The sequence below is a fragment of the Pseudomonas amygdali genome (assembly GCF_002699855.1).
GTDB classification, from domain to species: domain Bacteria; phylum Pseudomonadota; class Gammaproteobacteria; order Pseudomonadales; family Pseudomonadaceae; genus Aquipseudomonas; species Aquipseudomonas amygdali.
Window position 1 is genome coordinate 20,075 of record NZ_LKBW01000124.1, and the last position, 20,614, is coordinate 40,688.

The 20,614-nt window shown below is 57.6% G+C and carries 19 protein-coding genes; 16 read left to right on the forward strand and 3 right to left on the reverse strand.

Annotated elements, in window-relative coordinates; all coding sequences use genetic code 11:
* A complete protein-coding gene (locus AO277_RS11005) occupies window positions 1-435 on the forward strand; it encodes a type II toxin-antitoxin system RatA family toxin (protein ID WP_044318165.1) in 435 nt (144 codons plus the stop codon).
* Window positions 428-742, forward strand: coding sequence for an RnfH family protein (locus AO277_RS11010; RefSeq protein WP_002555144.1), 315 nt, complete (start codon window positions 428-430; stop codon window positions 740-742). Before AO277_RS11005 ends, AO277_RS11010 begins: the two co-directional genes overlap by 8 nt.
* A gap of 64 nt (window positions 743-806) precedes the next feature.
* On the opposite strand, the gene AO277_RS11015 is transcribed toward AO277_RS11010, so the two are convergent.
* Complete coding sequence (locus AO277_RS11015) at window positions 807-1,328, reverse strand: outer membrane protein assembly factor BamE (RefSeq protein WP_002555143.1); 522 nt, start codon at window positions 1,326-1,328, stop codon at window positions 807-809.
* Window positions 1,329-1,426: 98 nt separating this feature from the next.
* Between AO277_RS11015 and fur the strand changes: the two genes are divergently transcribed.
* Entirely contained in the window at window positions 1,427-1,834 is a 408-nt protein-coding gene (gene fur / locus AO277_RS11020) for a ferric iron uptake transcriptional regulator (protein ID WP_002555142.1), read from the forward strand.
* A gap of 62 nt (window positions 1,835-1,896) precedes the next feature.
* On the opposite strand, the gene recN is transcribed toward fur, so the two are convergent.
* Entirely contained in the window at window positions 1,897-3,570 is a 1,674-nt protein-coding gene (gene recN, locus AO277_RS11025; RefSeq protein WP_044318166.1) for a DNA repair protein RecN, read from the reverse strand.
* A 270-nt stretch (window positions 3,571-3,840) separates the two neighbouring features.
* On the opposite strand from recN, the gene grpE reads away from it, so the two are divergent.
* From grpE to greA, 7 genes are all read left to right on the forward strand, one after another.
* Window positions 3,841-4,404, forward strand: a complete 564-nt coding sequence (gene grpE / locus AO277_RS11030) for a nucleotide exchange factor GrpE (RefSeq protein WP_002555140.1) — start codon at window positions 3,841-3,843, stop codon at window positions 4,402-4,404.
* A gap of 110 nt (window positions 4,405-4,514) precedes the next feature.
* Complete coding sequence (dnaK, locus tag AO277_RS11035; RefSeq protein ID WP_005733029.1) at window positions 4,515-6,431, forward strand: molecular chaperone DnaK; 1,917 nt, start codon at window positions 4,515-4,517, stop codon at window positions 6,429-6,431.
* A gap of 326 nt (window positions 6,432-6,757) precedes the next feature.
* A complete protein-coding gene (gene dnaJ / locus AO277_RS11040; protein WP_044318167.1) occupies window positions 6,758-7,900 on the forward strand; it encodes a molecular chaperone DnaJ in 1,143 nt (380 codons plus the stop codon).
* Between the two features lie 22 nt (window positions 7,901-7,922).
* The gene (dapB, locus tag AO277_RS11045; protein ID WP_002555137.1) at window positions 7,923-8,726 is read left to right on the forward strand and encodes a 4-hydroxy-tetrahydrodipicolinate reductase; all 804 of its coding nucleotides are present in this window, start codon (window positions 7,923-7,925) and stop codon (window positions 8,724-8,726) included.
* Between the two features lie 216 nt (window positions 8,727-8,942).
* Complete coding sequence (gene carA / locus AO277_RS11050; protein ID WP_044318168.1) at window positions 8,943-10,079, forward strand: glutamine-hydrolyzing carbamoyl-phosphate synthase small subunit; 1,137 nt, start codon at window positions 8,943-8,945, stop codon at window positions 10,077-10,079.
* A gap of 136 nt (window positions 10,080-10,215) precedes the next feature.
* Complete coding sequence (gene carB / locus AO277_RS11055; RefSeq protein ID WP_002555135.1) at window positions 10,216-13,437, forward strand: carbamoyl-phosphate synthase large subunit; 3,222 nt, start codon at window positions 10,216-10,218, stop codon at window positions 13,435-13,437.
* Window positions 13,434-13,910: a transcription elongation factor GreA gene (greA, locus tag AO277_RS11060; protein WP_002555134.1), complete on the forward strand. Its 477-nt coding sequence runs from the start codon at window positions 13,434-13,436 to the stop codon at window positions 13,908-13,910. Before carB ends, greA begins: the two co-directional genes overlap by 4 nt.
* 81 nt (window positions 13,911-13,991) lie before the next feature.
* Here the strand turns inward: greA and AO277_RS11065 are convergent, their stop codons facing one another.
* On the reverse strand, window positions 13,992-14,303 hold the full coding sequence (locus tag AO277_RS11065) for a YhbY family RNA-binding protein (protein WP_044318169.1): 312 nt from the start codon (window positions 14,301-14,303) through the stop codon (window positions 13,992-13,994).
* Between the two features lie 103 nt (window positions 14,304-14,406).
* On the opposite strand from AO277_RS11065, the gene rlmE reads away from it, so the two are divergent.
* The 6 genes from rlmE to secG all read left to right on the forward strand — a co-directional run bounded on the left by rlmE (window position 14,407) and on the right by secG (window position 20,582).
* Window positions 14,407-15,057 (forward strand): 23S rRNA (uridine(2552)-2'-O)-methyltransferase RlmE, encoded by a 651-nt coding sequence (gene rlmE / locus AO277_RS11070; protein ID WP_044318170.1) that lies wholly within the window; start codon window positions 14,407-14,409, stop codon window positions 15,055-15,057.
* Window positions 15,058-15,250: 193 nt separating this feature from the next.
* The gene (gene ftsH / locus AO277_RS11075; RefSeq protein ID WP_004667397.1) at window positions 15,251-17,155 is read left to right on the forward strand and encodes an ATP-dependent zinc metalloprotease FtsH; all 1,905 of its coding nucleotides are present in this window, start codon (window positions 15,251-15,253) and stop codon (window positions 17,153-17,155) included.
* An 8-nt stretch (window positions 17,156-17,163) separates the two neighbouring features.
* Window positions 17,164-18,015 carry a dihydropteroate synthase gene (folP, locus tag AO277_RS11080; RefSeq protein ID WP_044318171.1) on the forward strand — a complete coding sequence of 284 codons (852 nt, stop codon included), beginning with the start codon at window positions 17,164-17,166 and terminating at the stop codon, window positions 18,013-18,015.
* Between the two features lie 16 nt (window positions 18,016-18,031).
* Window positions 18,032-19,375 (forward strand): phosphoglucosamine mutase, encoded by a 1,344-nt coding sequence (glmM, locus tag AO277_RS11085; protein WP_002555129.1) that lies wholly within the window; start codon window positions 18,032-18,034, stop codon window positions 19,373-19,375.
* 66 nt (window positions 19,376-19,441) lie between these two features.
* Window positions 19,442-20,197 carry a triose-phosphate isomerase gene (gene tpiA / locus AO277_RS11090; protein ID WP_002555128.1) on the forward strand — a complete coding sequence of 252 codons (756 nt, stop codon included), beginning with the start codon at window positions 19,442-19,444 and terminating at the stop codon, window positions 20,195-20,197.
* 4 nt (window positions 20,198-20,201) lie between these two features.
* Complete coding sequence (gene secG / locus AO277_RS11095) at window positions 20,202-20,582, forward strand: preprotein translocase subunit SecG (RefSeq protein ID WP_044318172.1); 381 nt, start codon at window positions 20,202-20,204, stop codon at window positions 20,580-20,582.
* The last annotated feature ends 32 nt before the right edge of the window (window positions 20,583-20,614 follow it).

The following is a 20,614-nucleotide window of genomic DNA, read 5'->3' on the forward strand; positions in this document are numbered from 1 at the left end:
ATGACTACGCATATACAACGCTCTGCTTTACTGCCGTACCCGGCCGGGTTCCTTTATGACCTGGTCAATGATGTGGCTCGTTATCCCGAGTTTCTGCCGTGGTGCTCTTCCGCTACCGTACTGGATTCCAGCGAAGCGCAGATGCGCGCCAGCCTGGAAATTGCCAAGGGCGGTCTGAGCCAGAAGTTCATGACGCGCAACACGCTTACCCCAGGCGAGTCGATCGTGATGGACCTGGTTGAGGGGCCATTCGAGCAGTTTCATGGCGTCTGGACATTCAAGCCGCTGGGCGAGAAGGCCTGCAAGATCAGCCTGGATCTGTCCTTCGATTATGCCGGCTCTATCGTTCGCGCCACCCTCGGGCCGCTGTTCAATCAGGCGGCCAATACGCTGGTGGATGCGTTCTGTCAGCGAGCGAAAGAGCTGCATGGCTGAAGCAGTGATTCAGATTGAGGTCGTGTACGCCTCTGTGCAGCGTCAGGTGTTAATGACGCTGGATGTTCCGGCAGGCTCTTCGGTGCGTCAGGCACTGGCTCTCAGTGGCATGGACAGGGAGTTTCCCGAGCTTGATCTGGCGCAGTGTGCCGTTGGCATCTTCGGCAAAGTGGTGGCTGATCCTTCCACGCGGGTGCTGGAGGCGGGTGAGCGAATCGAGATCTATCGTCCGCTGTTGGCCGATCCCATGGAGATCAGGCGTCTGCGTGCCGCCAGGGCACGGGAGAAACGGACGCTTCCCGGCTGAACGCTGACTGAACGAAAGGCACAAAAAAGCCCGGCATGCCGGGCTTTTTGTTGAGCGCTGAGGACTAACGAGAGTTGGTGTCCAGAGGCTCTTGGGTCGGGACAGGTACGGTCTCGACGCTGTCCACGTCTTTCTGGATCTTGTCCAGCAACGAACCTGGCTTGGCCGGCTCTTCAGGCTTCTGCACCGGCTGATTCTCTGCCGGGACAGTGGTATCGCTGCCTTTGCCGAGAATGGCTTCATCGCGGCTGACACCGGGCATGAAGTCGCCAGACAGGCTCACAAGCTGGTCATTGCCGTTGAATATAAGGCTGACACGCTCCTGCTGGCGTTCACCGCCACCTGGCTGCAGGCTGTACAGGTAATCCCACCGATCGGAGTGGAAAGTGTCGGTCAACAGGGGGTTGCCCATGATAAACCGTACTTGCCGTCGGGTCATTCCGGGGCGTAACTGGTCTATCATGTCCTGCGTGACGACATTACCCTGCTGGATGTCGATTTTGTAAACCCCGGGGAATGAACAACCGGCGAGTGCGAGCAGTCCCACGAAGGTGAAACTGGTTAGCAAGAGCTTGGTGTTTTGCATCGGTGGGCGACTTCCACTATCTTGGCTGGGACAACGTAAACCCCGATCATACCTGCATTAAGAGAAGCTGCGAAGCAGCGTCTGCGAGAAAGCTGACCATGGTTGAAAATAGCGAACTACGTAAAGCAGGACTAAAGGTAACCCTACCAAGGGTTAAAATACTCCAAATGCTCGATTCTGCCGAGCAGCGCCACATGAGTGCCGAGGATGTCTACAAGGCGCTTATGGAGGCAAGCGAGGACGTCGGCCTGGCCACGGTTTACCGTGTTCTGACCCAGTTTGAAGCCGCTGGACTAGTGGTGCGCCACAATTTCGACGGCGGTCATGCTGTGTTTGAGCTGGCTGATGGCGGCCATCACGACCACATGGTCAATGTGGAGTCAGGCGAGGTTATCGAGTTCTTCGACGAAGAAATCGAGAAGCTTCAAAAGGCTATTGTCGAAAGACACGGCTTTGACCTGGTGGACCACAATCTGGTGCTCTACGTCCGCAACAAGAAGGCGTAAGCCAGACGGCGTAAAAACCAGCACCAAAGGCGACCCCGGGTCGCCTTTGTGCTTTCTGCGGTTCAGCTTTTAGCGGTAACGACCATCTTTTTGGCGTGCGCCAGAGATTCCTTGGTCAGGTCAATGCCCCCCAGCATTCGGGCCACTTCTTCTATGCGCTCGGTCTTGCTGAGTTTGGAAACCGCCGTACGCGTGGCGTCGTTGTCGCGGACCTTGTGCACAAACAGATGCTGATGGCCCTGCGCGGCAACCTGCGGCAGGTGGGTGACGGTCATGACTTGCCCGCGCTCGCCCAGACGACGCAGCAGTTGCCCCACGATCTCGGCGGTCGGCCCGCCAATGCCCACATCGACTTCGTCGAATACCAGCGTCGGCACCCGCGAGGTTTGTGCAGTAATGACCTGAATCGCAAGGCTGATGCGCGACAGCTCGCCACCCGACGCGACTTTCGCCAGCGCTTTCAGTGGTTGGCCGGGGTTGGCGCTGACCAGTAGCTCTACCTGCTCAAGACCGTGAGGCGACGGTTCTACGCTGGCATTGGCTTTAAGGTCGATCTGGAAACGACCGCCGGGCATGCCCAGTCGATGAATTTCCTGCTCTACGGCGCTGGCCAGTGTCGTTGCCGAATTGCGGCGCAGGTCGCTCAGTTCGCGGGCCTTTTCCTGATAGTGCCGGGCAAATGCCTGCACTTCGTGCTCCAGGCGCTCGATGGATTCGTCGTTGGCATTCAGTGTTTCTATTTCATCCAGCAGCTTTTGTTGCAGCGTGGCCACTTCACCTGGCTGAATGCGGTGCTTGCGCGCCAGTGTATAGATGGCATCAAGACGCTCTTCAAGCTGTTGCAGTCTGGCCGGGTCGGCATCGAAGTGATCCAGAAAACGGTTCAGTTCGCCTACCGCTTCTTCTACCTGTATCTGCGCGCTGGACAGCAAGCCGGTGGCCTCGCTCAGGGCGGACGGCGAATGGTCGACGCTGCCGAGTCGATGCAGGCTGGCAGTCAGGGCATTGAGCACGTTGCCGGAATCGCTTTCGCTGCACTGCTCGACCACTTGTCGGCAAATGCTCAGCAGGCTTTCGGCGTTGGTCAGGTCTTTGTGTTCCTGCTCGAGCTGTTCAAGCTCGTTTTCGCCCTGGCTCAGGCTTTCCAGCTCTTCGAGCTGATAGCTGAGCAGTTGATGGCGTGCGCGCTGCTCGTCCCCTGAATTGGAAAGGCGCTCCAGCTCTTGTCGCGTCTGCCGCCAGCGCTGTGCGGCGAGATGGACCTGACGGGCCAGCTCGGTAGCGCCAGCGTATTCGTCCAGCAGGCGTCGGTGGGTGTCGGTCTTGAGCAGCGACTGGTGCTCATGCTGGCTGTGGATATCAATGAGCAGTTCACCCAGTGCCTTCAAATCTCCCTGAGGGCAGGGCGAGCCATTGATGTACGAGCGTGACCGACCTTCGGCGGTAATGACCCGGCGCAGGATGCAGGGGCCGTCGTTGTCCAGGTCGCGCTCTTTGAGCCAGGTCTGTGCCTCGGGAATGTCGCCCAGGTCGAATGTGGCCAGGATATCGGCCTTGTCGGCACCCGGCCGGACCACGCCGCTGTCGGCACGGTCGCCCAGCGTAAGGCCCAGGGCGTCGAGCATGATCGACTTGCCAGCGCCGGTTTCGCCGGTGATGACGCTCATTCCTCGATCCAGTTCAAGGTCAAGGTGTTCGACAATGGCGTAATTATGTACGGAAAGGTGCACCAGCATTGAGCGGCTCCCGGGCTGTTTGTTTGGTTATTTATACAGTGTTTTATTTGTTGCTGACAATGCCTTCGCTTAGCTCGATTTGATCGGTTTGCAGTGGTTTTTAGTCGCTCTTGTGTCGACCTGCAATTTTTCACTCGTCCGGAATCCGCATTATTTGTCAGGGAATGCGTATCTCGATCACATGAAACCCTTGAAGCCGGAAATTCCGATCCCATATAGGTGGACAGAAGCGCGAATCGGGATCGCGGACGTTTTTAGAGGAGAACATGTATGGCTGACGAACAGAATCTGGATGCGCAGGCTCAGGATCAGGCTGCCGAGGCGGGCGCGGGTGAAGAACTGACAACCCGTGTGCAGGTGCTCGAAGAGCAACTGGCTGCTGCGCAGGACCAATCCCTTCGCGTGGCTGCGGATCTGCAGAATGTCCGCCGCCGTGCCGAGCAGGATGTTGAAAAGGCGCACAAGTTTGCGCTGGAAAAATTTGCCGGTGATCTGTTGCCAATCATCGACAGTCTGGAGCGAGGCCTTGATCTGTCCAATCCGGACGATGAAAGCATTCGCCCGATGCGTGAAGGCATCGAGCTGACCTTGAAGATGTTTCAGGACACCCTCAAGCGTTATCAGCTGGAAGCCATTGATCCACATGGTCAACCGTTCAGTGCCGACCAGCACCAGGCGATGGCCATGCAGGAAAGTGCCGACGTCGAGCCTAATACTGTGCTCAAGGTATTCCAGAAGGGTTATCAGCTTAATGGTCGCCTGTTGCGCCCGGCCATGGTCGTGGTCAGCAAGGCACCGTCGCCTGCAACGCCGTCAATCAACGAGCAGGCTTGAAATCAGCTGTAAGGCCCCCATTTAAAGGTCAAGCGTTTAAGAGCTACCGCACGGTGTAAACGCACTGGCGGCAACCAAATCCAAGTTTTGCAAGTTTCGGGAGAGTCAAGATGGGCAGAATTATCGGTATCGACCTGGGGACTACCAACTCCTGCGTCTCCATTCTGGAAAACGGTAACGTCAAGGTTATCGAGAACGCAGAAGGTACTCGTACTACACCTTCGATCATTGCTTATGCCAATGACGGTGAGATCCTGGTTGGTCAGTCCGCCAAGCGTCAGGCCGTTACCAATCCGCACAACACGCTGTATGCGGTAAAGCGTCTGATTGGTCGTAAGTTCGAAGAGGATGTCGTTCAGAAAGACATCCAGATGGTCCCTTACAAGATCGTCAAGGCTGACAACGGTGATGCCTGGGTTGAAGTGAATGGCCAGAAAATGGCGCCTCCTCAGATTTCCGCTGAAATCCTGAAGAAAATGAAAAAGACCGCCGAAGACTACCTCGGTGAAGCGGTTACCGAAGCGGTCATCACCGTTCCGGCCTACTTCAACGACAGTCAGCGTCAGGCAACCAAGGACGCCGGCCGTATTGCCGGTCTGGACGTCAAGCGCATCATCAACGAACCAACCGCGGCCGCTCTGGCTTACGGTATGGACAAGGCCAAGGGCGATCACACTGTCATCGTTTATGACCTGGGTGGCGGTACGTTCGACGTCTCGGTCATCGAGATTGCCGAAGTTGATGGCGAGCACCAGTTCGAAGTGTTGGCCACCAACGGCGACACGTTCCTGGGCGGTGAAGACTTTGACATTCGTCTGATCGACTACTTCGTCGACGAATTCAAGAAAGAAAGCGGCATGAACCTCAAGGGTGACCCGCTGGCCATGCAGCGTCTGAAAGAAGCTGCCGAGAAAGCCAAGATCGAGCTTTCTTCCAGCACGCAGACCGAAGTCAACCTGCCGTACATCACTGCAGATGCAACCGGTCCAAAGCACCTGGTCGTGAAAATTTCGCGCTCCAAGCTGGAATCGCTGGTTGAGGACTTGGTTCAGCGCACCATCGCTCCTTGCGAAATGGCGCTTAAAGATGCTGGCATCGACAGAAGCAAGATCAACGACGTGATTCTGGTCGGTGGTCAGACCCGTATGCCGCTGGTGCAGAAGCTGGTAACCGAGTTCTTCGGTAAAGAAGCACGTAAAGACGTCAACCCTGACGAAGCCGTTGCAATGGGTGCTGCTATCCAGGGCGCTGTATTGGCCGGTGATGTCAAAGACGTTCTGCTGCTCGACGTCAGCCCGCTGACTCTGGGTATCGAAACCATGGGCGGCGTGATGACTGCGCTGATCGAGAAAAACACCACGATTCCTACCAAGAAATCCCAGGTGTTCTCGACTGCCGATGACAACCAGAACGCGGTAACCATCCACGTACTGCAGGGCGAGCGCAAGCAAGCCGGTCAGAACAAGTCCTTGGGCAAGTTCGACCTGGCCGAGATTCCACCTGCTCCACGTGGCGTGCCACAGATCGAAGTAACCTTCGACATCGACGCAAACGGCATCCTGCATGTTGGTGCGAAAGACAAGGCGACCGGCAAGCAGCAGTCCATCGTCATCAAGGCCAACTCCGGTCTGTCCGAGGAAGAAATTCAGCAAATGGTCCGCGATGCTGAAGTCAACTCCGAAGAAGATCGCAAGTTCGAAGAGCTGGCCTCTGCCCGTAACCAGGGTGATGCGCTGGTCCACTCGACTCGCAAAATGATCGCTGATGCGGGTGACAAGGTCACTGCTGAAGAGAAAACGGCTGTCGAGGCTGCACTGGTTGCTCTGGAAGCTGCTATCAAGGGCGACGACAAGGCTGCTATCGAAGCCAAGGTTGAAGAGCTGTCGAAGGTTTCCGCGCCAATCGCTCAGAAGATGTACGCCGAGCAGGCCGAAAACCCTGAAGCAGCGGCCAAGCCAGCTGAAGAAAATGCCAAGGCTGATGACGTTGTCGATGCCGAGTTCGAAGAAGTGAAAGACCACAAGTAAGCGCAGGCTCACTTGAACGCCGGTTGACCTCTTTCGAGCGCTGACTGGTAGGATGTCGCCGCGCGGGAGCTTGCTCCCGCGTTGGCGTGTCTGGAACAAGCAAAATTTCGGCGTGCGGATTTGCTCCGCAAGCCATGTGGCAAGATCGCTACGCTCCTGCGTGGCGAATCATTCTGCCGCTTTCTCGGCCAGATCCATCTGGTTGTTGAACGAAGACCAGGATCGTTGAATTGACGTGAGTTGGGTCCAGGGCCTGTATGGGGCTCAACGAGTTTGGCAGGGTTCAGGAGGGTCTTGCCGAACGTCCTCAAGAGTGCGGAAGAACTATGGCAAAGCGTGATTATTACGAAGTGTTGGGAGTGGAGCGAGGCTCCAGCGAGGCGGACCTGAAAAAGGCTTATCGCCATCTGGCGATGAAGCATCACCCCGACCGTAACCCTGATGACAAAGCCTCGGAAGAGCTGTTCAAAGAGGCCAACGAGGCCTACGAAGTGCTGTCCGATGCCAGCAAGCGCGCTGCGTACGACCAGTATGGCCATGCCGGTGTCGACCCGAGCATGGGTGGTGGCGGCGGTTTTGGTGGTGGTGCCGGTGGTGCCAATTTCTCCGACATCTTCGGTGATGTGTTCAGTGATTTCTTTGGCGGCGGCCGTGGCGGTGGCGGCGGTGGTCGTGGCGGTGCCCAGCGCGGCAGCGATCTGCGCTATACGCTGGAGCTGAATCTGGAAGAAGCGGTTCGCGGTACTAACGTGAATATCCGCGTTCCGACACTGGTCAACTGCAAGCCGTGCGATGGCAGCGGTGCCAAGAAAGGCTCGTCGCCCGTTACCTGCCCTACCTGCGGTGGTATCGGTCAGGTTCGCATGCAGCAGGGTTTCTTCTCTGTGCAGCAAACCTGCCCACGCTGCCATGGCCACGGCAAGATTATTTCCGACCCGTGCGATTCGTGCCACGGTGAAGGTCGTGTCGAAGAGTCCAAGACGCTTTCGGTCAAGGTGCCGCCAGGTGTCGATACCGGTGACCGCATTCGTCTGTCTGGCGAAGGCGAAGCGGGTACTCAGGGTGGGCCGACCGGCGACCTGTATGTCGTGATCAATGTGCGCGAACACGCGATCTTCCAGCGTGACGGCAAGCACCTGTTCTGCGAAGTGCCGATCAGCTTTACCGATGCCGCGCTGGGTGGCGAGCTTGAAGTACCGACCCTTGATGGTCGCGTCAAACTGAAAATCCCCGAAGGTACCCAGACCGGCAAGCAGTTCCGCTTGCGTGGCAAGGGTGTCGCTCCGGTACGTGGCGGCGGTGCTGGTGACTTGATGTGCCGTGTAGCGGTCGAAACTCCGGTCAACCTGAGCAAGCGTCAGCGCGAGCTGCTTGAAGAGTTCCGCACTTCGCTTGAAAACGACGAGTCCCACTCTCCCAAGGCCAGTGGCTGGTTCGAGGGTGTGAAGCGTTTCTTCGGCGATCTGTAAGGCTTATCAACGGGAGCAGGGCATGCGACGTATTGCTGTAGTGGGCGCCGCCGGGCGCATGGGCAAGACTTTGATCGAGGCGGTTCAGCAGGCACCGGGTGCCGGGTTGACCGCCGCTATCGATCGTCCTGACAGCACGCTGGTGGGTGCGGATGCAGGCGAGCTGGCTGCGCTGGGGCGTATCGGTGTGCCGTTGTCGGGCGACCTGGCAAAAGTGGCGGATGAGTTCGACGTGTTGATCGACTTCACCCACCCTTCGGTAACGCTGAAAAATCTAGCGTTCTGCCGTAAGGCCGGCAAGGCCATGATTATCGGCACGACTGGCTTCAGTGCCGAAGAGAAGCAGCGTCTGGTCGAAGCGGGTAAAGACATCCCGATTGTGTTCGCTGCCAACTTCAGCGTTGGTGTAAACCTTTGCTTGAAGTTGCTGGACACCGCCGCGCGTGTTCTGGGTGATGAGGTCGATATCGAAATCACCGAGGCGCACCACCGGCACAAGGTCGATGCGCCGTCCGGCACCGCCTTGCGCATGGGTGAAGTGGTTGCCAGTGCGCTGGGTCGCGACCTGGAAAAAGTCGCTGTCTACGGCCGTGAAGGCCAGACCGGCGCGCGTGATCGTCAGACCATCGGGTTTGCGACCATTCGTGCCGGTGACGTTGTCGGCGACCATACCGTGCTGTTCGCAGCAGACGGCGAGCGGGTCGAGATCACCCACAAGGCATCCAGTCGCATGACCTTTGCCAAGGGTGCCGTGCGGGCTGCAATGTGGCTCGACGGCAAGGCGCCAGGGCTTTACGACATGCAGGATGTACTGGGTCTGCATTGATTTCATACAGTGCCATTCGTGGCCCTGTCGCATTTTCCCGCATTTCAGGCTCATTGGTGGTAGACCAAAAAGGGCCTTTTCTGTAAGCTACAGCTTTAGTGTGTCCACTAAAAGCGCGCAGATGATTCCATAAGAAAGCGGGGTGACGTAACTACGTCATTCCGCTTTTTTGCAGCCTGCGATCGCCCTTTCAGGTTTTATTTACGGGAGGTCTTCTTGACTAAGCCAGCCATACTCGCCCTTGCTGATGGCAGCATTTTTCGCGGCGAAGCCATTGGAGTCGACGGTCAGACCGTTGGTGAGGTGGTGTTCAACACCGCAATGACAGGCTATCAGGAAATTCTTACCGATCCTTCCTACGCCCAGCAAATCGTTACCCTGACTTACCCGCACATCGGCAATACCGGTACCACGCCTGAAGACGCAGAGTCCGATCGTGTCTGGTCCGCTGGCCTGGTCATCCGTGACCTGCCGCTGGTCGCCAGCAACTGGCGTAACAAGCTGTCCCTCGGTGATTACCTGAAAGCCAATAATGTCGTTGCCATCGCCGGCATCGATACGCGTCGCCTGACCCGCATCCTGCGTGAGAAAGGCGCCCAGAACGGCTGCATCATGGCTGGCGACAACATTTCCGAAGAAGCAGCCATCGCTGCTGCTCGCGGGTTCCCCGGCCTCAAGGGCATGGACCTGGCAAAGGAAGTCAGTACCAAGGACACCTACGAGTGGCGTTCCAGCGTCTGGAACCTGAAGACCGACAGCCACCCTGAAATCGCCGCTTCCGAGCTGCCCTATCATGTGGTCGCTTACGACTACGGCGTCAAGGTCAACATTCTGCGCATGCTGGTCGAGCGCGGTTGCCGGGTGACTGTGGTGCCTGCGCAAACGCCTGCCAGCGATGTGCTTGCCTACAAACCCGACGGTGTTTTCCTGTCCAACGGCCCTGGCGACCCCGAGCCGTGCGACTACGCCATCAAGGCGATCAGGGAAGTGCTGCAAACCGAAGTGCCGGTATTCGGTATCTGCCTGGGTCACCAGCTTCTGGCCTTGGCTGCCGGTGCCAAGACCGTGAAAATGGGCCATGGCCACCACGGTGCAAACCACCCTGTTCAGGATCTGGACACCGGTGTGGTCATGATCACCAGCCAGAACCACGGTTTTGCTGTTGATGAGGCCACGCTGCCGGGCAATGTTCGCGCCATTCACAAGTCGTTGTTCGACGGCACCCTTCAGGGTATCGAGCTGACCGACAAGAGCGCATTCAGCTTCCAGGGTCACCCTGAGGCGAGCCCGGGCCCGAATGACGTCGCGCCTCTGTTTGATCGCTTTATCGAAGCCATGGCCAAGCGACGCTGACCGGTTGCCTTGAGACTGTAATACGCAGGTGCCCTGGGCGGCCCCGGATCAAGTGTCCGGTTGCTGCCGCCCAGGCCACCTCAAAGAAATGTTCAAGACGGCTTGCCGACTGACCTGCGGATTTGAGTGACAACCCATGCCAAAACGTACAGATATTAAAAGCATCCTGATTCTCGGCGCCGGCCCTATCGTGATCGGCCAGGCCTGTGAATTCGACTACTCCGGCGCCCAGGCCTGCAAGGCACTGCGCGAAGAGGGTTACCGCGTCATCCTGGTGAACTCCAACCCGGCCACCATCATGACCGACCCGGCCATGGCCGACGCGACCTACATCGAGCCGATCAAGTGGCAGACCGTTGCCAAGATCATCGAAAAAGAGCGTCCTGACGCACTGCTGCCGACCATGGGCGGCCAGACAGCTCTGAACTGCGCACTGGATCTGGAGCGCGAAGGCGTTCTGGAGAAGTTCGGCGTGGAGATGATCGGTGCCAACGCCGATACCATCGACAAGGCTGAAGACCGCTCGCGTTTCGACAAGGCCATGAAGTCTATCGGCCTGGCGTGCCCGCGTTCCGGTATCGCGCACAGCATGGAAGAAGCCAACGCGGTTCTCGAAAAGCTCGGCTTCCCGTGCATCATTCGTCCATCGTTCACCATGGGCGGCACGGGCGGCGGTATCGCGTACAACCGTGAAGAGTTCGAAGAAATCTGCGCTCGCGGTCTGGACCTGTCGCCGACCAAAGAGCTGCTGATCGACGAATCGCTGATCGGCTGGAAAGAGTACGAAATGGAAGTTGTCCGCGACAAAAAGGACAACTGCATCATCGTCTGCTCGATTGAAAACTTCGACCCGATGGGCGTGCACACCGGCGACTCCATCACCGTTGCTCCGGCACAGACCCTGACCGACAAGGAATACCAGATCCTGCGTAACGCCTCGCTGGCAGTGCTGCGCGAGATCGGCGTTGAAACCGGTGGTTCCAACGTTCAGTTCGGCATCTGCCCGGACACCGGCCGTATGGTCGTGATCGAGATGAACCCGCGCGTATCGCGTTCCTCGGCGCTGGCCTCCAAGGCGACCGGCTTCCCGATTGCACGCGTTGCCGCCAAGCTGGCAGTGGGCTACACCCTTGACGAGTTGTCGAACGAAATCACCGGCGGCAAGACCCCGGCTTCGTTCGAACCGTCGATCGACTACGTCGTCACCAAGCTGCCGCGCTTTGCCTTCGAGAAGTTCGCCAAGGCGGATGCGCGTCTGACCACTCAGATGAAGTCGGTCGGTGAAGTCATGGCCATCGGCCGCACTTTCCAGGAGTCCCTGCAGAAAGCCTTGCGCGGCCTGGAAGTCGGCGTTTGCGGTCTCGATCCGAAGCTGGATCTGAGCCACCCTGAAAGCATGAGCACGCTCAAGCGCGAGCTGACTGTGCCGGGTGCAGAGCGTATCTGGTACGTCGCCGACGCCTTCCGCGCAGGCATGACGGTTGAAGAAATCTTCGCCATGAACATGATTGACTCTTGGTTCCTGGTGCAGATCGAAGATCTGGTCAAGGACGAAGAGAAGGTCAAGACGCTGGGCCTGTCGGCAATCGATCGTGACTTGATGTTCCGCCTCAAGCGCAAGGGCTTCTCCGATGCGCGCCTGGCCAAGCTGGTCGGCGTCACCGAAAAGAACCTGCGTACGCATCGTCACAAGCTGGACGTGTTCCCGGTCTACAAGCGCGTCGACACCTGCGCTGCCGAGTTCGCAACCGACACCGCGTACCTGTACTCGACGTACGAAGAAGAGTGCGAAGCCAACCCTTCGACGCGCGACAAGATCATGATCCTCGGCGGTGGCCCTAACCGTATCGGCCAGGGTATCGAGTTCGACTACTGCTGTGTACACGCCGCCCTGGCGCTGCGTGAAGACGGGTACGAGACCATCATGGTCAACTGCAACCCGGAAACCGTTTCCACCGATTACGACACCTCTGACCGCCTGTACTTCGAGCCTGTCACCCTGGAAGACGTGCTGGAAATCGTGCGGGTCGAGAAGCCGAAAGGTGTGATCGTCCAGTACGGTGGCCAGACGCCGCTGAAACTGGCACGTGCCCTTGAAGCAGCCGGTGTGCCGATTATCGGCACCAGCCCTGACGCCATTGACCGTGCCGAAGACCGTGAGCGCTTCCAGCAGATGGTCGAGCGCCTCAACCTGCGTCAGCCGCCAAACGCTACTGTGCGTAGCGAAGACGAAGCCATTCGTGCTGCGGCGAAGATCGGTTATCCGCTGGTGGTGCGCCCGTCCTATGTACTGGGCGGCCGCGCGATGGAAATCGTTTATCAGGAAGACGAACTCAAGCGTTACCTGCGCGAAGCAGTTCAGGTGTCCAACGACAGCCCGGTGCTGCTGGACCATTTCCTGAACTGTGCCATCGAGATGGACGTCGATGCGGTCTGCGACGGGACTGACGTGGTGATCGGCGCGATCATGCAGCACATCGAGCAGGCGGGCGTTCACTCCGGTGACTCCGCATGCTCGCTGCCGCCGTACTCGCTGCCTGCACACATCCAGGACGAGATGCGCGAACAGGTCAAGAAAATGGCTCTGGAGCTGGGCGTTGTCGGCCTGATGAACGTGCAGCTGGCGCTTCAGGGCGAAGACATCTACGTCATTGAAGTCAACCCGCGCGCATCGCGTACCGTGCCGTTCGTTTCCAAGTGCATCGGTGTTTCCCTGGCGATGGTCGCTGCCCGCGTGATGGCAGGTAAAACCCTGAAAGAGCTGAACTTCACCAAGGAAATTATCCCGAACTTCTACAGCGTGAAGGAGGCAGTGTTCCCGTTTGCCAAATTCCCTGGCGTTGACCCGATCCTCGGCCCGGAAATGAAATCGACCGGCGAAGTGATGGGCGTGGGCGATACCTTCGGTGAAGCGTTCGCCAAGGCTCAGATGGGCGCGAGCGAAGTGCTGCCGACTGGCGGTACTGCTTTCATCAGTGTGCGTGACGATGACAAGCCTCTGGTTGAAGCAGTCGCCCGTGACCTGATCAATCTGGGTTTCGAAATCGTTGCTACCGCAGGTACTGCCAAGCTGATCGAAGCGGCAGGCCTGAAAGTACGTCGTGTGAACAAGGTGACCGAAGGGCGTCCACACGTGGTCGATATGATCAAGAATGACGAAGTCACCCTGATCATCAACACCACCGAAGGTCGTCAGTCGATCGCAGATTCCTACTCCATCCGTCGCAACGCCTTGCAGCACAAGATCTACTGCACCACTACCATTGCAGCAGGCGAAGCGATCTGTGAAGCGCTCAAATTCGGTCCCGAGAAGACCGTACGTCGCTTGCAGGATCTCCATGCAGGATTGAAGGCATGATCAAATACCCAATGACCGTTCAGGGCGCTCGCGCCCTGGAAGAAGAGCTGACTCACCTGACCAAGGTGATCCGTCCCAAGTTGAGCCAGGACATCGGTACTGCGCGCGAACTGGGCGACCTCAAGGAAAACGCTGAATACCACGCTGCCCGCGAGCAGCAAGGTATGGTCGAGGCGCGTATTCGTGATATTGAAGGCCGCATGCAGAACGCTGTGGTGATCGACGTTACGACTATTCCGCACACTGGCAAGGTGATTTTCGGCACGACAGTCGAAATCGCCAACGTCGAAACCGACGAAAGCGTTGTCTACCAGATCGTTGGTGAGGACGAGGCGGATATCAAGAAGGGCAAGATTTCAGTGGGTTCGCCCATTGCTCGCGCCTTGATTGCCAAGGAAGAGGGCGATGTCGTCGTCGTGAAAACGCCTAGCGGCGTTATCGAATACGAAATCATCGAAGTGCGTCACATCTGATGCCTGTCGCCCGCTTTGGCGGGCGCAGTCAGCAGCAAAAAAGAGTCAGGGCACGCCTTTTGGCGGCCCTGACTTCTGTTTTTATCCGTGCGCGCGGTGGACGTTGGAGAGCTGCTTGTTTACCTTTGGGTTCTTGCGGTAGATCAGCGCCATTTTGCCGATGACCTGTACAAGATCCGCCGAACCGGCCTTGCACAGTTCTGCAACGGCGCCCAGGCGGCTCTCGCGATCAAGGATGTTGAGCTTGATCTTGATCAGCTCGTGATCGCTCAATGCGCGTTCAAGCTCTGCAAGTACACCTTCAGTCAAACCATTGTCAGCCACGATCAACACCGGTTTCAGATGGTGGCCAATGGATTTGTATTGTTTCTTCTGCTCTGGAGCGAGCGGCATAATCTGACCTCTGCGTCTGATCTTTTAAAAGCGGCGGCCAGTTTACCCGAGCGAGTCCGGGACCGCCCAGTTAATCACGACTCGTTTATTTTTGAGGTGCCCCGTGGCCCGTTCCAAGACAAGCCATAACTGGCTCAAAGAACACTTCGACGACAAGTACGTCAAAATGGCGCAGAAGGACGGCTACCGTTCGCGTGCCAGCTACAAGCTGCTTGAGATTCAGGAAAAGGACAAGCTCATCCGTCCGGGCATGACCGTTATCGACCTCGGTGCTGCGCCGGGAGGCTGGTCGCAGGTGACCAGTCGTCTGATCGGCGGTCAAGGTCGTCTGATTGCTTCCGACATTCTTGAAATGGACAGCATCCCGGATGTGACCTTCATTCTGGGGGATTTTACCGAGGACAAGATTCTCGAGCAGATCCTTGAGGCAGTCGGTAATACGCAGGTAGACCTTGTGATTTCCGATATGGCCCCCAATATGAGTGGATTGAGCGCTGTAGATATGCCGCGTGCGATGTTTCTCTGTGAATTGGCGCTCGATCTGGCCGGTCGGGTACTACGTCCCGGTGGCGATTTTCTGATCAAGGTCTTCCAGGGTGAAGGCTTCGATATCTACCACAAGGATATTCGCAAGCTGTTTGACAAGGTGCAGATGCGCAAACCTTCGTCATCCCGCGACAGGTCACGCGAGCAATACCTGCTGGCTCGCGGCTTTCGTGGAATCGACGGGGCAGCCAGCATCGAGCGTTTTTGAAGGGGCACGATAGCTTTTTTCAAATGGCGTTACCGATGCAGCATGACTGAACATTGTGTTGTCAAAGTTTCACAAAGGGTTACAGACGGTGTCTGCCGTATCTGTAGGTTCTGTAGTAAGTTAGGCCGGTGAATATCATGCGAGGCACGCTTGCTGCGTGGAGCTTGCTTCAGAGGGTAGCTAATTGAACGATATGGCAAAGAATTTGATCCTGTGGTTGATCATCGCGGCTGTCCTGGTGACGGTGATGAACAACTTCTCCAGCCCTAACGAGCCGCAGAACCTCAACTATTCCGAGTTCATCCAGCAGGTCAAGGATGGCAAGGTCGAGAAGGTCTCTGTCGACGGCTACGTCATTACGGGCAAGCGCAGTGATGGCGACACCTTCAAGACCATCCGCCCGAACATCCCGGACAACGGTCTGATCGGTGATCTGGTCAGCAACAACGTCGTGATTGAAGGCAAGCAGCCTGAGCAGCAGAGCATCTGGACTCAGTTACTGGTGGCCAGCTTCCCTATCCTGGTGATCATTGCGGTGTTCATGTTCTTCATGCGCCAGATGCAGGGCGGGGCGGGCGGCAAGGGCGGCCCGATGAGCTTTGGCAAAAGCAAGGCGCGTCTGTTGTCCGAAGATCAGGTCAAGACCACCCTGGCCGATGTTGCCGGTTGTGACGAAGCCAAGGAAGAAGTCGGCGAGCTTGTCGAGTTTCTTCGTGATCCTGGCAAGTTCCAGCGTCTGGGCGGCCGCATCCCGCGTGGTGTGCTGATGGTCGGTCCTCCGGGGACCGGTAAGACGCTGATCGCCAAGGCCATTGCCGGCGAGGCGAAAGTGCCGTTCTTCACCATTTCCGGTTCTGATTTCGTCGAGATGTTCGTGGGCGTCGGTGCAAGCCGCGTCCGTGATATGTTCGAACAGGCCAAAAAACATGCTCCTTGCATCATCTTCATCGACGAAATCGATGCGGTCGGTCGCCATCGTGGCGCTGGCATGGGTGGTGGTCACGACGAGCGTGAGCAAACTCTCAACCAGTTGCTGGTCGAGATGGACGGTTTTGAAATGAATGACGGTATCATCGTCATTGCCGCTACCAACCGTCCTGACGTGCTCGATCCGGCGCTGCTGCGTCCGGGCCGTTTCGACCGTCAGGTGGTTGTAGGTCTGCCGGACATTCGTGGCCGCGAGCAGATCCTCAAGGTTCACATGCGCAAGGTTCCAATGGGCGAAGACGTCAATGCAGGCGTTATCGCTCGCGGTACACCGGGCTTCTCCGGTGCCGATCTGGCTAATCTGGTCAACGAAGCGTCGCTGTTCGCTGCTCGCTCCGGCAAGCGCGTCGTAGAGATGAAAGAGTTCGAACTGGCCAAGGACAAGATCATGATGGGCGCCGAGCGCAAATCGATGGTCATGTCCGAAAAGGAAAAGCGCAACACGGCCTACCACGAAGCGGGTCACGCTATCGTAGGGCGTCTGGTGCCTGAGCATGATCCGGTCTACAAGGTCTCGATCATTCCTCGCGGTCGCGCCCTGGGTGTAACCATGTTTCTTCCTGAAGAAGACCGTTACAGCCTGTCCAAGCGCGCGCTGATCAGCCAGATCTGCTCGCTTTACGGTGGTCGTATCGCGGAAGAAATGACCCTGGGCTTCGATGGCGTCACGACCGGTGCATCCAATGACATCATGCGTGCCAGTCAGATTGCCCGGAACATGGTCACCAAATGGGGCTTGTCTGAAAAGCTCGGCCCGCTGATGTATTCGGAAGACGAAGATGCAGGTTACCTGGGGCGCGGCAGCAGCCAGAACTCCAGCGTTTCCGGCGATACTGCCAAGCTCATCGACTCCGAAGTGCGCAGCATCATCGATCACTGCTACGGCACTGCCAAGCAGTTGCTCACGGACAATCGTGACAAGCTTGAAGCGATGGCCGATGCGCTGATGAAGTATGAAACCATTGATGCCGATCAGATCGACGACATCATGACCGGTCGCGTGCCTCGTGAACCGCGTGACTGGGGCGGTGGTTCGGGTACCAACGGTACTCCGATCACACCTGACCCTCGTCCGGAAACTCCGATTGGCGGCCCTGCTGCCGAGCACTAAGGTCTGACATGACATCTGCGCTGTACCCAACCCGGTTGCCTTGCGGCAACCGGGTTCTTGATTTGGCCCATACACACGTGATGGGTATCCTCAACGCAACCCCGGACTCCTTTTCCGATGGCGGCCGCTACAGCCAGCTTGATGCTGCCTTGCGTCATGCCGAAGCAATGGTGCAGGCCGGTGCCACACTGATCGACGTCGGCGGCGAGTCGACGCGCCCGGGTGCGCGTCCGGTGTCTGCGTCAGAAGAGGTCGAGCGTGTGGCGCCGGTGGTTGAGGTCATCGCGCGCGAGCTGGATGTGATCATCTCTGTGGACACCTCCACGCCTGAGGTCATGCTGGCGACGGCTGGCCTGGGTGCCGGGCTTATCAATGACGTCCGCTCGCTTCAGCGGCCAGGCGCGCTTGAGGCGGCTGCAAGCACTGGTTTGCCGGTGTGTCTAATGCACATGCTGGGTGAGCCCGGAACCATGCAGGATGATCCGCATTACGACGACCTTGTGGGCGAAGTGGGCGCTTTCCTGCTCGAGCGCATGAATCAGTGTGCTACGGCGGGGATCGATCAGCAAAAGATCATTCTTGATCCGGGCTTTGGCTTTGCCAAGACACTGGAGCACAATCTGAGCCTGTTCAAGCACATCGAAGCGCTGCATGCGCTCGGTCAACCTTTGCTGGTGGGCGTTTCGCGCAAGAGTATGATCGGTGCTGTGCTGGGGCGACCCGTAGATCAGCGTCTATCCGGCGGGCTGGCCCTGGCTGCTTTGGCTATGACCAAGGGGGCCCGAATTCTACGTGTGCACGATGTCGCCGAAACGGCTGACGTGGTGCGCATGATCGCAGCTGTCCAGGCAGCAGAATAACAACAGTGGGGCATCCATGACTACCAGAAAATATTTCGGAACCGACGGCATTCGTGGTCGTGTAGGGCAATTTCCGATTACGCCCGAGTTCATGCTGAAACTGGGTTGGGCTGCAGGCATGGCCTTTCGCAGGATGGGCGCCTGCCGGATTCTCGTCGGCAAGGACACGCGCATCTCTGGCTACATGTTCGAATCCGCCCTTGAAGCCGGGCTCTCTGCGGCCGGTGCTGACGTGCTACTGCTGGGGCCTATGCCGACACCTGCGATTGCCTACCTGACGCGTACGTTTCATGCCGAAGCAGGCATCGTGATCAGTGCCTCGCACAATCCGCACTACGACAACGGCATCAAATTCTTCTCCGGTCAGGGCACCAAACTGCCTGACGAGATCGAAATGATGATCGAAGAGCTGCTCGATGCGCCGATGACCGTGGCGGAGTCCGAGAATCTTGGCAAGGTTTCGCGAATTAACGATGCGGCAGGGCGTTATATCGAATTCTGCAAAAGCAGCGTGCCGACCAGCACCGATTTCGCCGGACTCAAGGTGGTCATCGACTGCGCGCATGGTGCGACCTACAAGGTAGCGCCCAACGTCTTTCGTGAGCTCGGAGCGCAGGTTGTCGTACTTTCTGCGCAGCCTGACGGGCTCAATATCAACAAGAATTGCGGCTCCACTCACATGGAAGCCTTGCAGGCGGCAGTGGTCGCAGAGCATGCCGACATGGGCATCGGCTTCGACGGTGACGGCGATCGCGTGTTGATGGTTGACCATACCGGGACCATCGTCGATGGCGACGAGCTGCTTTACATCATTGCCCGTGATCTGCATGAACGTGGACGCTTGCAGGGTGGTGTCGTCGGCACGTTGATGAGTAATCTCGGGCTTGAACTGGCCCTGGCCGAACAGAACATCCCGTTTGTTCGCGCCAACGTCGGTGACCGTTATGTGATCGCCGAGTTGCTTGAGCGCAACTGGCAGATCGGCGGTGAAAACTCTGGCCACATCGTGTGCTTCCAGCACGCCACCACCGGTGATGCCATCATTGCTTCGTTGCAGGTAATACTGGCCCTGCGTCGCAGCGGCATCAGTCTCGCCGAAGCGCGCTTGAAGCTGCGCAAATGCCCGCAGATCCTGATCAATGTGCGCTTTGCAGGTTCAGGTGTAGATCCCGTTTCGCACCCGTCGGTCCAGCAAGCCTGTGCGCGTGTTACCGAGCAGATGGCCGGACGGGGCAGGGTACTGCTGCGCAAGTCGGGCACAGAGCCTTTGGTGCGCGTGATGGTCGAAGGTGAGGATGAAACCCAGGTCAGATCGTACGCCGAAGAGCTCGCAAAACTGGTTGCTGAAGTTTGCGCCTGATTTCGGCTTGCCAGTGTCGGAAGTGTTGGGTAACATCTGCGCCCACTTTGACCCACGAGGTGTAGCATGCGTCGCCCAATGGTAGCTGGTAACTGGAAAATGCACGGTACCCGCGCCAGCGTCGCTGAGCTGATCGAGGGTTTGGGCAAGCAGGTGTTGCCAGGCAGCGTCGATATCGCCGTAATGCCTGCAAGTCTGTTTACCAATCAGGTGATCGAAGGGCTTCAGGCAACGTCGATCATTGTCGGTGCGCAGGATGCAGCCATTCAGGCTGAGCAGGGCGCGCTGACCGGTGAGATCGCGTCGAGTCAGCTGGCTGATGCAGGTTGCAAACTGGTACTTGTCGGGCACTCCGAACGTCGTCAGCTGATTGGCGAGCAGGATGATGTGCTTAACAAGAAGTTTGCGGCGATCCAGGCAAGCGGGCTGACACCTGTGCTTTGCATAGGCGAAACGCTTGAAGAGCGCAAGGCAGGGCAGACGCTTGAAGTTGTCGGGCGTCAGCTTGACAGTGTCATCGCCGAGTTTGGCGTCAGCGCACTGATCAATGCCGTAATTGCCTACGAGCCGGTCTGGGCCATTGGCACCGGATTGACTGCTTCGCCTCAAGAGGCGCAGGAAGTGCACGCAGCAATCCGTGCGCAGCTGGCAAAAGAGAATGCCGAAGTCGCACAAGGCGTGCGACTTCTCTATGGCGGCAGCGTGAAGGCGGCCAATGCGGTCGAGCTCTTCAGCATGCCGGATATCGATGGGGGGCTCATTGGTGGAGCTTCCCTGAATGCAGATGAGTTCGGTGCGATCTGTCGCGCCGCGGGAAACTGAAAAAATGCTGGAAACAGTCGTAATCGTTTTTCACCTGTTGGGCGCTCTGGGCGTTGTTGCTCTGGTATTGCTGCAACAGGGTAAAGGTGCTGACGCCGGTGCGTCGTTCGGAGCAGGTGCATCAAATACTGTCTTCGGAGGTCAAGGAACCTCTACCTTTCTCAGTAAGTTTACTGCTATACTTGCAGCATGTTTTTTCATAACCAGCTTGGGGTTAGGTTACTTTGCTAAAGAGAAAGCTCAACAGCTGACTCAAGTAGGTTTGCCAGATCCCGCAGCACTGGAAGTGAAGCAAAAGCCGTCAGCAGATGATGTACCGGTTCTCGAAGGGCAAAAGCCAGCCGTTGTTCCAGCTGACGTACCTCAAGCCCCAGAGAAGAAGTAAAAAAGAATTCGGCGATGTTTCGTGAGGTCGCC

Coding starts and splice junctions, on each gene's coding strand:
- AO277_RS11005 (WP_044318165.1), top strand. CDS start 1: ATGACTACGCATATACAACGCTCTGCTTTACTGCCGTACCCGGCCGGG.
- AO277_RS11010 (WP_002555144.1), top strand. CDS start 428: ATGGCTGAAGCAGTGATTCAGATTGAGGTCGTGTACGCCTCTGTGCAG.
- AO277_RS11015 (WP_002555143.1), bottom strand. CDS start 1,328: ATGCAAAACACCAAGCTCTTGCTAACCAGTTTCACCTTCGTGGGACTG.
- fur (WP_002555142.1), top strand. CDS start 1,427: ATGGTTGAAAATAGCGAACTACGTAAAGCAGGACTAAAGGTAACCCTA.
- recN (WP_044318166.1), bottom strand. CDS start 3,570: ATGCTGGTGCACCTTTCCGTACATAATTACGCCATTGTCGAACACCTT.
- grpE (WP_002555140.1), top strand. CDS start 3,841: ATGGCTGACGAACAGAATCTGGATGCGCAGGCTCAGGATCAGGCTGCC.
- dnaK (WP_005733029.1), top strand. CDS start 4,515: ATGGGCAGAATTATCGGTATCGACCTGGGGACTACCAACTCCTGCGTC.
- dnaJ (WP_044318167.1), top strand. CDS start 6,758: ATGGCAAAGCGTGATTATTACGAAGTGTTGGGAGTGGAGCGAGGCTCC.
- dapB (WP_002555137.1), top strand. CDS start 7,923: ATGCGACGTATTGCTGTAGTGGGCGCCGCCGGGCGCATGGGCAAGACT.
- carB (WP_002555135.1), top strand. CDS start 10,216: ATGCCAAAACGTACAGATATTAAAAGCATCCTGATTCTCGGCGCCGGC.
- greA (WP_002555134.1), top strand. CDS start 13,434: ATGATCAAATACCCAATGACCGTTCAGGGCGCTCGCGCCCTGGAAGAA.
- AO277_RS11065 (WP_044318169.1), bottom strand. CDS start 14,303: ATGCCGCTCGCTCCAGAGCAGAAGAAACAATACAAATCCATTGGCCAC.
- ftsH (WP_004667397.1), top strand. CDS start 15,251: ATGGCAAAGAATTTGATCCTGTGGTTGATCATCGCGGCTGTCCTGGTG.
- folP (WP_044318171.1), top strand. CDS start 17,164: ATGACATCTGCGCTGTACCCAACCCGGTTGCCTTGCGGCAACCGGGTT.
- glmM (WP_002555129.1), top strand. CDS start 18,032: ATGACTACCAGAAAATATTTCGGAACCGACGGCATTCGTGGTCGTGTA.
- tpiA (WP_002555128.1), top strand. CDS start 19,442: ATGCGTCGCCCAATGGTAGCTGGTAACTGGAAAATGCACGGTACCCGC.
- secG (WP_044318172.1), top strand. CDS start 20,202: ATGCTGGAAACAGTCGTAATCGTTTTTCACCTGTTGGGCGCTCTGGGC.